8 protein-coding genes and 1 tRNA gene are annotated in these 13,543 nt (G+C 69.1%); 5 read left to right on the top strand and 4 right to left on the bottom strand.

The genetic code is table 11. The features are described from left to right. Positions 1-3: 3 nt before the first annotated feature. Together RF645_RS12025 and pepN are read right to left on the bottom strand one after the other, a co-directional pair. Positions 4-1,368, bottom strand: coding sequence for a hypothetical protein (locus tag RF645_RS12025; protein ID WP_006215549.1), 1,365 nt, complete (start codon positions 1,366-1,368; stop codon positions 4-6). Between the two features lie 149 nt (positions 1,369-1,517). Continuing rightward, positions 1,518-4,115 (bottom strand): aminopeptidase N, encoded by a 2,598-nt coding sequence (pepN, locus tag RF645_RS12020; protein WP_006215550.1) that lies wholly within the window; start codon positions 4,113-4,115, stop codon positions 1,518-1,520. A 152-nt stretch (positions 4,116-4,267) separates the two neighbouring features. Between pepN and RF645_RS12015 the strand changes: the two genes are divergently transcribed. From RF645_RS12015 to RF645_RS12005, 3 genes are read left to right on the top strand one after another with little or no spacing between them, the layout of a single operon-like run. Then, positions 4,268-5,896, top strand: coding sequence for a circularly permuted type 2 ATP-grasp protein (locus RF645_RS12015; protein ID WP_040561433.1), 1,629 nt, complete (start codon positions 4,268-4,270; stop codon positions 5,894-5,896). Further along, complete coding sequence (locus RF645_RS12010) at positions 5,896-6,828, top strand: alpha-E domain-containing protein (RefSeq protein ID WP_006215552.1); 933 nt, start codon at positions 5,896-5,898, stop codon at positions 6,826-6,828. Before RF645_RS12015 ends, RF645_RS12010 begins: the two co-directional genes overlap by 1 nt. Next, positions 6,825-7,682, top strand: coding sequence for a transglutaminase family protein (locus RF645_RS12005; RefSeq protein ID WP_006215553.1), 858 nt, complete (start codon positions 6,825-6,827; stop codon positions 7,680-7,682). The genes RF645_RS12010 and RF645_RS12005 overlap by 4 nt, the downstream gene beginning before the upstream one ends. 103 nt (positions 7,683-7,785) lie before the next feature. Here RF645_RS12005 and glgC read toward each other — a convergent pair whose 3' ends face one another. After that, on the bottom strand, positions 7,786-9,021 hold the full coding sequence (glgC, locus tag RF645_RS12000) for a glucose-1-phosphate adenylyltransferase (RefSeq protein ID WP_040561435.1): 1,236 nt from the start codon (positions 9,019-9,021) through the stop codon (positions 7,786-7,788). Positions 9,022-9,297: 276 nt separating this feature from the next. Here glgC and glgA point away from each other — a divergent pair, with 276 nt between their 5' ends. Together glgA and RF645_RS11990 are read left to right on the top strand one after the other, a co-directional pair. Then, a complete protein-coding gene (gene glgA / locus RF645_RS11995) occupies positions 9,298-10,500 on the top strand; it encodes a glycogen synthase (protein ID WP_006215555.1) in 1,203 nt (400 codons plus the stop codon). Positions 10,501-10,638: 138 nt separating this feature from the next. Next, positions 10,639-10,724 (top strand) — tRNA-Leu (locus RF645_RS11990). Between the two features lie 1,065 nt (positions 10,725-11,789). Here the strand turns inward: RF645_RS11990 and RF645_RS11985 are convergent. Continuing rightward, positions 11,790-13,523, bottom strand: a complete 1,734-nt coding sequence (locus RF645_RS11985) for a heparinase II/III family protein (RefSeq protein ID WP_006215874.1) — start codon at positions 13,521-13,523, stop codon at positions 11,790-11,792. Positions 13,524-13,543 lie beyond the last annotated feature (20 nt).

Genomic DNA, 13,543 nt, shown 5'->3' with positions numbered 1-13,543 from the left:
GGGTCAGGATTCGTTCGGCGTCTTGTCGCGCTGCGCAGGCTCGGCGACGGTGGGGATGTCATCGCGCGTGTCCGGCCCGGTGCCGACCTGCTGCCGCGCGTCGTCGTCGAGCCCGGCGCTGTCCTGCTCGGAGCGCCGCGTGGACCCGGGCATGACCGAGCGCAGGTAGAAGGCCATCAGACCGGCCGCCAGGGCGACGATCAGGCACAGGGCGGTCACCAGCGGCTCACGACCCACGAAGATCAGCCCGAGCACCACGAGGGCCGCGGTGATCGCCAGCAGGCCCACGAACGTGCCGTCGGGACGACCGCCCTGGACCTGGCGCCCGCCGCCGGCGCGCTCGGCCTGCGATCCTGGGGGGTGGGCTCGCGACGAGCCGCGGCCCGAGGCCCTGGGGGCGCGCTTGGGGGACTGCGTGTCCTCCTGCTCGCCGCGACCGGCCAGCCCGGGGAACGCGCCGTGAGTCGTCTCCGCGGTGCCTGTGGCCCCACCGGAGCGACGGCGCCAGCGCGACGGCCGCGCAGCCTCGAGCTCGGAGGGGACGTAGGCGTTCGGGACGCGGTAGCTGTCTGCCTCGGGCTCCAGCGGGAGGAACTCGCGCGGGAGGCGCTCGAACCACTCGTCCGGGATCATGTCCGGGCGCGCGGCCTGCACGGTCAGCGAGACCTCGTATGAGGTGCCGCGGATCGTGCCCCAGGCGGCAGTGAGGAGGTCGTGGTCGAAGGCGTGGCGGATCACCGGGATGAAGACCTCGGACAGCTGCGTGGACAGCCGTCCCACGACCTGGCGCTGGTGCAGCACTTCCACGATATCCACGTGCTCGCCGGCAGGGGTGCGGACCTGGTTGACCTCCAGGGTCAGCATGACCCGGCCCTCGCCGGTCCGCGGCAGGACGGAATGCAGGTACTCGGCGTGCTGCGACTCGTCGAGCACCTTGATGGAGGAGCCCTGCGGCAGGACGGTGGCCCGCTGCGGGGCCGAGTTCAGGGGGAAGAGCAGGTCCGGGGCGGCCAGGTCCAGGCGCAGGTCGGCATCGACCTCCGTGAAGTCGTCGGCGGCCACCAGGGAGGCCTTCAGGTGCGCCGTGGCCACGGCGTCGTAGCCGGAGGCGACCACGCGGGTGATCGAGGGCCAGTAGCGCTCGGCGTCCTGCGGCGCCAGGTGCCCCACCCGCTGGCCGTTGATGCGCACCGTGATGGTGGTGGGGTCCACGGGGTGGTCCGGCTCGGGGACCAGGACGGCGGGGCCGTCGTAGCTGCGGGGGGTTCCGAGGGGGAGGTCGCCGAAGACACGGATGATCTCCGCGTCGTAGAAGTTCTCGGTCACGACCTGCAGAGATCCCCGATCGTTCAGGGGGTAGTCGGCCATCGTCTTCCTCTGCCTCTGGGGCGCGCTCCGGGCGCTGCCATCCGCTGCTGCCGGGGACAGTCGGTCTCCCGGTCCCGCCAGTCTGTCACGAGGCGGCGCCTGAGCCGGGGATTGCGGGGCTGTGGGCTGGGACGTCATGGGCGTCGGCCTCAGGGCCTGGCTGCTGCCTGGGCCCGCAGCCTCCGGGCGAGCTCGTCGCGGCACTCGATCACGATCCGGCGCAGGGCCGGATCGGCCTGGGCGTGCTCGTCCAGCCACTGCCCGCTGCGCCGCAGGATCGGATCCTGCTCGGGATCGGCCCTCGGGGACAGGTCAGCCGCGGCCGGGAAGAGGCCGCGGACCAGGCGGGTGGCCATGCCGATGGAGCGCTGGGACCACTCGGGCTCGATGACCTCGAAGTAGCGCGTCCGGTACGGGGCCAGCAGGTCCGGGCTGCCGAGCTGGAAGCCCTCGATCGTGGCGGAGAGCAGGTCGTTGGTCAGCTCGTGGCCCAGGATCTCCGCCCACGCCAGGTCCTTGGCGCGTGCGGTGGGCCGTGCCGCGTTCGTGCGGGCCCGACCGATCTGGGAGATGCGGGAGGCATCGCGCTCGGACTCGCGCAGGATCGAGGAGTCCACGGCGTGGTTGGTGGCCACCAGGCCGGTCAGCAGGGACCAGCGCAGGGCAGGGCCCAGGTGCAGACCGGGGATCACGACCTCCCCGCTGAGGAGGTCCTGGGTCAGGCCGTGGGCGGCGCCGTCGCGGTGGCTGAGGCGGGCCAGGGAGGAGGCCAGGCTGCGCTGGCGGTCCGAGCCGGGCTCGGCGGCCTGCAGCTGCCCGATCACCCGCTCCATCAGCCGGCCGCGGATCTGGGGGCGACGTCGTGCCGGCAGGTACGACTCCAGGGCCTCCTCCGCCTGGCCGAGCACTGTGGTGAACACGGCCTCGTCGGACTCGACGAACAGGTGCTCGATCACCGCCGCGACGAAGTCCTCCGGGTCCAGGCGGGCCTGGCGAACATCGGTCCACAGCGCGGACCACACCACGGCTCGGGCCATGGGGTCCGGGATCGACGACAGCCGGGCCAGCTGATCCTCCCGCGTGGGCTGATCGACCACGATCTCGGCGAAGTCCAGGTCGCGGTCGTTGACCACCAGCACGCCGTCGGCACCTGCCAGATGCGGCAACTCGTGGGCCGTGCGCCCGGACAGGGTGAGCTCGACGGTGCGCTGGGGCTGCTGCGCGGCCCCCCACACGGAGACGGCGAGCTGATGATCGCGCTCGGAGGCGGGGTCGTGGACGGTGCCCTCCGGGGTCAGGGAGGCCGAGACCAGGGCCCCGTCGGGATCGCGGTGGGTCTGCAACCGCAGGACGGTGGCCCCGGTGGTGGCCAGCCAGTCGCGGGCCCAGGAGGCCGTGTCTCGCTCGGAGGACTCCTGGAGCACGGCCAGGAAGTCCTCGAGGCGCGCGGAGCCGAACGCATGACGGCGGAAGTAGACCCGGCATGCACGCGTGAAGTCCTCGAGGCCCACGAAGGCCACGAGCTGCTTGAGAGCGGCCGCCCCCTTGGCGTAGGTGATGCCGTCGAAGTTCTGCTTGGCCGCTGCCACGTCCGGCACGTCGGCCACGATAGGATGCGTGGTCGACAGGGCGTCCTGGCGGTAGGCCCAGGCCTTGCGCCCCACGGCGAAGCCCGCCCAGGCCTCGGTGAACTGCGTGGCGCTGACCGAGGCGTGGGCTCCCATGAACTCGGCGAAGGACTCCTTCAGCCACAGGTCCTCCCACCAGTGGATGGCCACCAGGTCCCCGAACCACATGTGCGCCATCTCGTGCAGGATCGTGTTCGCGCGGCCCGCCAGCTGCTGGCGGCTGGCGCCGTCCGGGAAGAGGTAGTCCTCGGTGAAGGTGACCAGCCCGGGGTTCTCCATGGCGCCCAGGTTGTACTCGGGGACGAAGGCCTGCTCGTAGGTGTCGAACGGGTACGCCATGTCGAACAGGTCGGTGAAGAAGTCGAGGCCCTGCCGGGTGATCGTGAAGATCTCCTCGGCGTCCAGGTGCTCGGCCATCGAGGCGCGGCACCACAGGTGCAGGGGCAGGTGCTGCGGGCGCTGAGGAGCCGAGGACTCCCACGAGGACTCGGCGCTGACATACGGCCCGGCCAGCACCGACGTCAGGTAGGCCGGTATCGGCAACGTGGGGGAGAACTCGTGGCGGGTCGCAGCTGAGCCGTCCTGCGCCGGAGTGCTGATCGGCGTGCCGTTGGAGCGCGCTGCCCACTGCTGCGGGGCGGTGAGGCGGAAGACCCACTCGGCGCGCAGATCCGGCTGATCGAAGCACGGCATCACGCGGTGGGCATCGGCCGGCTCGTACTGCGTGTAGAGATAGACCTCGCCGTCCTGCGGGTCGGTGTATCGGTGCATGCCCTCCCCGGAGCGGGAGTAGAGGGCCTCGCCGCGCACGCGCACCCGGTTCTGGGGCTGCAGGCCCTCCAGGCGCAGACGGTCCTCGGCGAAGGCGGCGGCGATCTCCTCGGCGCTGAGGCTGCGGCCGTTGATCTCCAGCTCCAGGACCTCGCCGGTGAAGTCCAGGAAGGTCTCATCGGGGCCGTCGGCCCGGTCGAAGGAGAAGGTCCAGGCCACCTCCACGGGGAAGGTGCGGCGCGCGGCATCCGGGGCGCCGGTGAGGTCGAGGTCGACCTCGCATCGGTGCGGGTGCACGCGCTCAGTGCGATCGGCTGCTTCTTGACGGGTCAGGCTGGGAGTCGGCACGGACCCATCCTAGGGACAGCTCACCGGTGCCCGTCATCCCGTGGGGCAACCGGGCGGCGGTGCTCGGATGTGTGACACTCATGACGGGCAAGGGGCCCGGCTCCGCGGCGCGGCCGCAGATCCAGCGCAGACGAGGAAGCGACCGCCACGACATGACGAGACTGTTCAGCGGCTATCCGGACGATCTGTCTGGCCAGACGGCCTATGACGAGATGTTCTCCGACCCCGGGGCCGTGCGCGCTCCGTACGACCGGGTGCACGAGGTCCTCGACGGCCTCGACCTGTCCTCCGTGACCGGACGCGACGAGCTCATGGCCCGGTCCTTCCTGGATCGCGGCGTGACGTTCGACTACGCCGGGGAGGAGCGGCCCTTCCCGCTGGACATCGTTCCGCGGATCATCCCGCAGGAGGAATGGGAGGTCGTGGAGCGCGGCGTGAAGCAGCGCGTGAAGGCCCTCGAGCATTTCCTGGACGACGTCTACGGCGAGCAGCGGGTGATCTCGGACGGCATCGTGCCGCGGTCGCTGATCACGTCGTCCTCGCACTTCCACCGCTGCGTGTGGGGCTTCAAGCCCGTGGGCGGGGTGCGCATCCATGTGGCCGGCATCGATCTGGTGCGCGACGACGCCGGAACCTTCCGCGTGCTCGAGGACAACGTGCGCGTGCCCTCGGGCGTCTCCTACGTGATCGAGAACCGCCGCGCCATGATGAAGGGCCTTCCGGAGGCCTTCGTCTCCACCCCGATCCTCGGCGTGGACTCCTACCCGCGACAGCTGCTGCACGCGCTGCGGAGCACGGCCCCGGAGCCCGGCGACGACGCCGTCGTGGTCGTGCTGACGCCGGGGGTGTTCAACTCGGCGTACTTCGAGCACACCCTGCTGGCCGGGCTCATGGGCGTGGAGCTCGTGGAGGGCCGCGATCTGGTGGTACGCGGCGACCGCGTCTTCATGCGCACCACGGAGGGCGAGCAGCGCGTGGACGTGATCTACAAGCGCATCGACGACGACTTCACCGACCCGCTGCAGCTGCGCCCCGACTCCGTGCTGGGCTGCCCGGGCCTGGTGAACGCAGCGCGCCAGGGCAATGTCACCATCGCCAACGCGATCGGCAACGGCGTGGCCGACGACAAGCTCGTCTACTCCTACGTCCCCGACCTCATCCGGTACTACCTGGACGAGGAGCCGATCCTGCCCAACGTGGACACCTACCGGCTCGAGGAGGACGAGGCCCGCGCCTACGTGCTGGAGCACCTGGCGGAGCTCGTGGTCAAGCCCGTCGACGGCTCGGGCGGCAAGGGGATCGTGATCGGCCCGCTGGCCAGCGAGCAGGAGATCGAGGAGGTGCGCGCCAAGATCCTCGAGGACCCGCGCGGCTGGATCGGCCAGCCCGTGCTGCAGCTGTCCACCGTCCCCACCTTCGACGGCGAGGGCTTCTCGCCCCGGCACGTGGACCTGCGCCCGTTCTGCGTGAACTCCGGCGACGACATGTACGTCCTCCCCGGCGGACTCACCCGAGTGGCCATGCAGAAGGGCTCTCTGATCGTGAACTCCTCGCAGGGCGGCGGTTCCAAGGACACCTGGGTCGTCGGGCAGCACCGCCTGGAGCCGGCCGCCGATCCGGAGACCACCGAGACCGTCGCCGACATGGAGGCCACCGCACCGGCCCACGGCGGGGACTTCGATGACTCCGCGCTGCGCCGCCAGCAGGAGCAGCAGCAGCAGGCGGCCGTCGTCGACGACGCTGCAGCTGTCCGCCGCACCACGGGAGAGGGGAAGCGCTGATGCTCAGCCGCATCGCAGAATCGCTGTTCTGGATCGGGCGCTACATGGAGCGCGCCGACGGCGTGGCCCGGATCCTCGAGGTCCACCTCGAGCGGATCACGCAGCTGCCGGAGCACGAGCAGGGCGTGGAGGCCCGTCGGATCATGGCCATCATGGGCGTGGAGCCCCAGGCCGATGCCGGCGTGCAGGACATGATCTTCGAGCTCGCCTGGAACCCGGAGACCACCACGTCCATCGCAGGCTCCGTGGGAGCGGCGCGCGAGAACGCCCGCCGGGCTCGCGAGATCGTCTCCTCCTCCATGTGGCAGACCCTCAACGCCACCAACTACGGGCTGGTCGATCACCGCAAGGACACCGTAGGCACCTTCCGCATGTGCCAGTGGGCCTCCGAGCGGATCTCCATGACCCGCGGCCTGGCCGACATGACCATGGCCCACGACCAGTCCTGGCAGTTCCTGACCCTGGGCGTCACGCTCGAGCGCGCGGACATGACCGCCCGGCTGCTGTGGACCCGCGCCTCCTCCCGGGGCGGCTCCGGGGAGGCCACCTGGGCCGAGATCCTCGAGTGCGCCGGGGCCTACGAGGCCTTCCTGCGCTCGCGCGGCGGCTCCTTCAACGACGAGTCCGCGACCTGCTTCCTGGTCCTCGACCGCCTCTTCCCCCGCACGATCATCTACTCGCTGCGCCGGGCGGAGAAGGTGCTCTCGGACCTCGATCCCGGCGGAGGGCGCCTGGGCGTGTCCAGCAAGGCCCGGCGCATCATCGGCAAGGCCCTCATGGAGCTCGAGTACGACAGCTCCGATGACATCGTGAAGCACCTGCCTCGGCAGCTCAACGACGTCCAGTCCGCCATCAGCCGCGCCTCGAAGGCCGTGAGCGAGAAGTACTTCATCCACGCCCAGGAGGCGTCCTGGTTCGGAGGTGTCCTGTGAGCAGGCTCAAGATCGATCACATCACCCGCTACACCTACGAGGGCACGGTCTCGCGCTCGCACAACGAGGCGCGCATGACCCCGGTCAGCGACGACGAGCAGCACGTCATCACGGCCGAGCTGGCCGTGAAGCCGTCGTCGGCCTCGATCCACAACTACGTCGACTACTTCGGCACCCGCGTGGCCGATTTCGACGTCCCCCACCGCCACACCGTGCTCGAGGTGCGCTCCTCGGCCACTGTGGACGTGGACCGCTCCGCGGCTGCGGAGACTGACGTCGAGAGGGTGGGCTGGAAGCAGCTGCGGGACCCGCACCTGCTCGACACCCAGGCGGAGTACATCGCGCCCACGTCCCTGACCGCGGCCGGCGAGGAGCTCAAGGCCGTGGCCGAGCAGGTGCGCGAGACCGCCGAGACGCCCGATGCCGCAGCCCGGGAGATCCTGCGCCGGATCGCCGAACGGGTCGCCTACGAATCCGGCGTCACCGGCGTGCACACCGACGCCGACGCCGTGTGGAGCGACGCCAAGGGCGTGTGCCAGGACCTCTCCCACGTGGCCATCGCGCTGCTGCGGGAGCTCGGGATCCCGGCACGCTACGTCTCCGGCTACATCCACCCTGACGAGGACGCCGGGATCGGGCAGACCGTGGCGGGGGAGTCCCACGCCTGGCTCGAGTGGTGGGACGGCGACTGGCGCGCCTACGACCCCACCAACCACAAGACGCTCGACGACAGCCACGTCAAGGTCGGCCACGGCCGCGACTACCGCGACGTCCCCCCGCTGAAGGGCATGCTCACCGGCGGCTCCTCCACCGAGTCTCTCGACGTCACGGTCGAGATCACCCGGCTCAGCTGAGCCGCGGCGGGCCTGGTCCCCGACCGGTCCTCTGCGACCCGGCATGACGACGGCGCCGGCCCCCTCTGCCGCGAGGGGGCCGGCGCCGTCGTGTTCAGCGGTCTCAGAACGTGAAGTTCTTGGGGATCACCGTGATCCCGGAGTCCGTGACGGTGAGGCCGCGCTCGCGGTCCTCCTGCAGGTTCACGCCCACGCGCACGCCCTGAGGGATCACGACGTTCTTGTCCACGATGCAGCGCTCCACGACGGCGTCGTCCTCGACCTTGACGTTGTGCATCAGCACCGACTCGGCCACGCGGGCGTGATTGCTCACCTGCACGCGCGGCGAGAGGATCGACTCCTGCACCCGTCCGCCGGCCACGATCACGCCGGGGGAGAGGATCGAGTCCGTGGCCACGCCGCCCTCGTGGTACGGCCCGCGCACCAGCTTGGCCGGCGGTGCGACGACCTGGTGGGTGTAGATGCGCCACTGCTCGTTGTAGAGGTTGAAGATCGGCATGGGCCGCAGCAGGTCCATGTGGGCGTCGTAGTAGGAGTCCAGGGTGCCGACATCGCGCCAGTACTGGCGGTCGCGATCGGTCGAGCCGGGGACGTCGTTGTACGTGAAGTCGTAGACGGCGGCCTCTCCTCGATCGGCGAAGTACGGCATGATGTCGCCGCCCATGTCGTGCTTGGAGTCCTCGCGCTGGTCGTCCTCGCGCAGGGCCTCCACCAGGGCGTTGGCGGTGAAGATGTAGTTGCCCATGGAGGCCAGGAACTGGCCCGGGTCATCGGCCAGCGGCTGCGTGGTCTCGGGCTTCTCCACGAACTGGGTGATGCGGGAGGAGTCCTGCGGATCCGTCTCGATCACGCCGAAGGACTGCACGAGCGACATCGGCTGCCGCACGCCGGCCACCGTGGCCTTGGCGCCCTTCTCGATGTGGAAGTCGAGCATCTGGGAGAAGTCCATGCGGTAGACGTGATCCGCGCCCACGACCACCACGTAGTCGGGGCGGGCGTCGTCGATCAGGTTCATGGACTGGAAGATCGCGTTGGCCGAGCCCAGGAACCAGTCCTTGCCGGAGCGCTGCTGGGCCGGGACCGAGGCGATGTAGTTGCCCAGCAGGGTCGACAGGCGCCAGGTCTCCGAGAGGTGGCGGTCCATGGAGTGCGACTTGTACTGGGTCAGCACGACCACCTGCAGGTAGCCGGAGTTGACGAGGTTGGACAGGGCGAAGTCGATCAGCCGGTACGACCCGCCGAACGGGACCGCGGGCTTGGCCCGGTCCTCCGTCAGCGGCATCAGGCGCTTGCCCTCGCCGCCAGCCAGAACGATGGCAAGGACATTCGGTCGCACCATGATGGAACCTCTCGCGTGGAAGACGTCGTCGTCCCGGGGGCCCCGCCCCCAGAGGAGGCGCAGATCACGTCCGCGCACCCGGGCTTACTCAACCCTGAATCGGTGCCGATGGGAAGCCGCCTTGCCGCAATTTGCACTCGCATTTTCGGGTTCGTCGCTCTGCGGTCACGCGGTGGCGCTCGTGCCGGCGCACGGAGCCCTCCGTGCGGGCACGACGTGGGCGAATCCGCTGCGCGTGTATGGGCAGCCCGAGCGGGGGACTGTAGTGTCGATCACGTGCGCATCGACATCATCTCCAAAGAGTTCCCGCCCGCCATCTACGGAGGCGCAGGCGTCCACGTGGCCGAGCTGTCCCGGGTCCTGGCCCCGCTGGTGGACCTGAACGTCCGCTGCTTCGGCGAGCCCCGCGAGCCGGACTTCCACGGCGCGACCGTGAAGGCCTACCCCGTGCCCGCCGACCTCAAGGGCGCCAACCCCGCCCTCGAGACGCTGGGCACCGATCTGACCATGGTCGACGACATCGCCGGCGCCGACCTGGTCCACTCCCACACCTGGTACGCCAACTTCGCCGGGCACCTGGCCGGGCTCATGCACGGCATCCCGCACGTGGTCTCCGCCCACTCGCTCGAGCCGCTGCGCCCGTGGAAGGCCGAGCAGCTGGCCGGCGGGTACGCGCTGTCGTCGTTCGTGGAGAAGACCGCGTACATGGGCGCCTCCGCGATCATCGCCGTGTCGGACGGCATGCGCCGCGACATCCTGCGCTCCTACCCTGAGGTCGACCCCGAGAAGGTGCACACCGTCCACAACGGGATCGACGTCGAGCAGTGGGACCGCGACGAGTCCACCGATGTCCTGGAGACCTACGGGATCGACCCGTCCCGGCCGTCCGTGGCGTTCGTGGGGCGCGTGACCCGGCAGAAGGGCGTGCCCTTCCTGCTGCGGGCCATGAAGCAGCTCGATCCGTCCGTCCAGCTCGTGCTGTGCGCCGGCGCCGCCGACACCCCCGAGCTCGGTGCCGAGGTCAACCAGCTGATCGACGAGCTCAAGTCCACCCGCGACGGCGTGGTCCTGATCGAGAAGATGCTCCCGCGCCGGGAGGTCATCCAGATCCTCTCCCACGCCACCGCCTTCGCCTGCCCGTCGATCTACGAGCCGCTGGGCATCGTGAACCTCGAGGCCATGGCCTGCGGCTCCGCCGTGGTGGCCACCGCCACCGGCGGCATCCCCGAGGTGGTCGTGGACGGCGAGACCGGCCGCCTGGTCGAGATCGAGCAGGTCGACGACGGCTCCGGCACCCCGCTGGATCCCGAGAAGTTCATCTCGGACTTCGCCGCGGCGCTGACCGATGTCCTCTCGGATCCCGAGCGGGCGCGGGAGATGGGCCGCGCCGGGCGCAAGCGCGCCGAGGAGCACTTCGCCTGGGAGGCCATCGCCGAGCGCACCCTGGAGGTCTACCGGGCCGCGATCGAGCGGAACTGATCGCTTCCGGCTCGCGGGCCGCCGATTCCCCTCGGGGAGCCGGCGGCCCGTTCGCGTCTCTGGTGAGTCCCAGGCTGTGCTAAAGTAGTCCGCGTTGCTCAGCGACCGGCCGGTTTCCGGCAGGATCGTGAGTCACCCGCGCGGGTGGCGGAATAGGCAGACGCGCTAGCTTGAGGTGCTAGTCCTCGTATTAGAGGGTGGGGGTTCAAGTCCCCCTCCGCGCACAGTTGCGATGTCTCAGTACATCGGAAACACCCCGAACCCCCGGTTCGGGGTGTTTTTCGTTGTGCACGGCCCCTTCCTTCCAGTCCAGGCTTCGGTACGAATCCGACCGCTACCCGTCAGACGGTGGGTGCCTGGCGATGTCGCTCGGGTGCCGTCACGTCCCGTGGGTCCGGGTGTGGGGTCGCTCTGGTTTCCCAGGCTGACCGGGGCGGCTCCGACGTCCCGGCGGCAAGGCGCCTCGACGGTGCCGAGCGGCGTGCCGGTTGCAGGTGAGGCTTCTCCCGCCTCTGGCGGGCTGCCTGAAGGTCCCGAGGCGGCGGCGGGTCATGTCTCATCGTGGGTCCGCTGGTGTTGATGAGGTTTTGAGACATGTGGTGACGAGGTAGTGAGACTCAACACCCCTCCGCGCACAGTGCGATGTCCCCAGGGCATCGGAGGCACCCCGGACCATCTGGTCCGGGGTGCCTTTCGTCGTTTTCGACCCGCCTCTGCTATCACAGGCTTCGAGGCTGTGCGCAGGAATGCGCGTATAGCCCGACGTCTCCAGTCGGGCCAGGGCAGTGAGCTTCTGCTTCAGCGAGCAAGGCCCGCTGCCTGAACGGAACCACCAAGGGCAGGGGCGCGCCGAGGGGACACGACCCACGAAGTCGCGGGTCTGATGCGCGTCGAATGAGACCCGTTGATGCCGATAGCCGGCCATGACGCGCTCGAGGGCAGGCCTCGTGCGGGCCATCAACGAGCGGTCACCGGTGCAGGGGCCGGCCCGGCTGTCGCCTGCCTCGGTGACCACTCGCGAGCCCCTGTGACCGGAGAGGTGCACGGTGGCCCGGATTCTGCGCCCGGAGGCTGGAACCACCGCCCAGTCCCCTCCAGGTCCGCTTAGGCTTCAGAGACCTGCTGTCGCTGTAGGCGCACTTCCGGCATATGACCCACGAGTGGTCGGCGCCTGGGAGGAATGTTCGGCCCGCCGTCATCGGCGAGTTCGGGCCGACTCTGTTCCGCTGGTCTTGGCCTCGACGTCGAGCGCTCGGTCGCCGAAGTTGAGAACGACGCGAATCAGGGAGTCAGAGCACAGGTGAGACGACCACCTCTTGGCGATCTTCGATGCGCACCTTCCATGCACCCCCTCCGCGGCACAATGTGGCTGTGACGGTGCCCGAGGTCGTGACATACGAGTCGACGATACCGAGGGGTGTCCCTGCATTCGGTGCGATCAGGACCGTCAGCCCACGATCAGGGTTCTGCCTCTCCGCAGTGAGCAGAGTCCCCGGCTTGAGGGTCTTCCACCGTGTGCCGACCCAACCGCGCAGATCACCGTCTTGAGCCTCGTGTCGCGAGAGGCGAGGGGTCCCGCCGAGCCAGGTCAAGGACATCGAACGATCCTTGTCCTGCAGAGTGAACCCTCGATCGTGACGTCGGCAACGCAGACCGAGGTCGGCCTGCCAGTGCTGTCGGAGCAGCGATCCTGTGTCGCCGTCTGCAGTGTCACGGATGATCCAGCAGTCCGGACCGGCAAGGTAGATCACGCGGCGACGCAGCTGGACGCCCGGATACCCGGGGTCGAGCACTGCGAAGTCATGGACAGTCTCCGTGATCTCCGCACGCTCGATGGCGACTGTTGAGCGGGGCGAATACTCCCGTTCAGGAAGAAGAGCCAGGTTGTGGGCCTGTCGGGAATGCAGATGCTGACGGGTGCGGTCCGCACTCTGATAGCTGTGGAATCCGCTGTCTACCAACCACGGTCTGCCTGCAGCGTAGATATGGACGCTTCCCAGGTCCGCGTGAGCATGGGCTCGAACGAAGGGTCCGTGACGGAGAATCATATGCGACTCGTTGTGAATCTTTCGCTGCTCCCCCCAACCGCTGCGAGAGATCGCGTAACCGCCGTCGAGTACCAAGGCAGTGGCCTTGGGACGAGTGCCGCGGACGCCTTTGGTTGCGGCGAAGTCCGCCACCGGATCGAGTCCCCTGGAGACCGGGCCACGGGAAGAATCGCCAATCTGTGGCAACCTCCCGTCGGGCTGAGCCAGATGGGCGAGGACTGTTCCTGCGCCAGCCAGCCGGTGTGCTGCGAAATCAGGAATGGCCCTGCCCTCGAGGGCGACCCTTCGCCACGCTTGAGACCACCAGCGAAGGTTCATCTGGTGATAAGCAGTGGAGCCTTCGTCGTTGCAACCTTGGGCGTCGAATGTGGTCGCGAACTGGTCTGCCATCCGGGTGACAGCCGTGTCCATGGCCTCGTCATCGCGCATCACTGCCCCCAGGACGAAGAGTCCTGTGTGTTGGTGAAGGCCGTGGTTCTTGCCCACGATGTGCTCTGGATCCATGAGCCACTCTCGGTGCGCCTTCAGCAGATCTATGAACCACTCGTCGTCATCAGCGAGAAGAGCTGCGCCCAGGGATAGCTGCAGTGCTCGATTCCCATCGGCCATGTCCTTCCACGCGAATGCACTGGCTGCCGATGACGGGGGCACATTCGCATGGAACCAGGAGCGCGCCACGGCTCGCCATTCATCACGGGCGCGTGCGTCGCCGTCCAGGGCCGACCACCGGAGGGGATTGAGCCAGCGCAACGTGTGGTGCTGGAACTGCCAATTGCGATCCTGAAAAGGATCGGCGGTCCAGTCCATTCGATCGCCTTCCCAAGAGGGGTGGGGAGGCAGGACCAGTCTGCCCGCCCAGTGCGACGACAGGTCATCGGAAAGCGCTGCGGGCCGACCGTACGACGGCCCCAGTGCTTGCCGAGTCGCAGCGTCGACATCAAGGTCAGCGACGCTGACTGCGGGGATCTGCTGCACTTGTCGTCCTTCCGAGGGGG

It is taken from the genome of Kocuria sp. CPCC 205260, from assembly GCF_040981045.1.
GTDB lineage: Bacteria > Actinomycetota > Actinomycetes > Actinomycetales > Micrococcaceae > Kocuria > Kocuria palustris.
The sequence above is the reverse complement of the archived record's forward strand: the minus strand, read 5'-3'. Positions and strand labels throughout refer to the sequence as shown.

Excerpts from the sequence above, each read along its gene's own strand:
- RF645_RS12025 (WP_006215549.1), bottom strand. The coding sequence starts at position 1,368 with ATGGCCGACTACCCCCTGAACGATCGGGGATCTCTGCAGGTCGTGACC.
- RF645_RS12015 (WP_040561433.1), top strand. The coding sequence starts at position 4,268 with ATGACGAGACTGTTCAGCGGCTATCCGGACGATCTGTCTGGCCAGACG.
- RF645_RS12010 (WP_006215552.1), top strand. The coding sequence starts at position 5,896 with ATGCTCAGCCGCATCGCAGAATCGCTGTTCTGGATCGGGCGCTACATG.
- glgC (WP_040561435.1), bottom strand. The coding sequence starts at position 9,021 with ATGGTGCGACCGAATGTCCTTGCCATCGTTCTGGCTGGCGGCGAGGGC.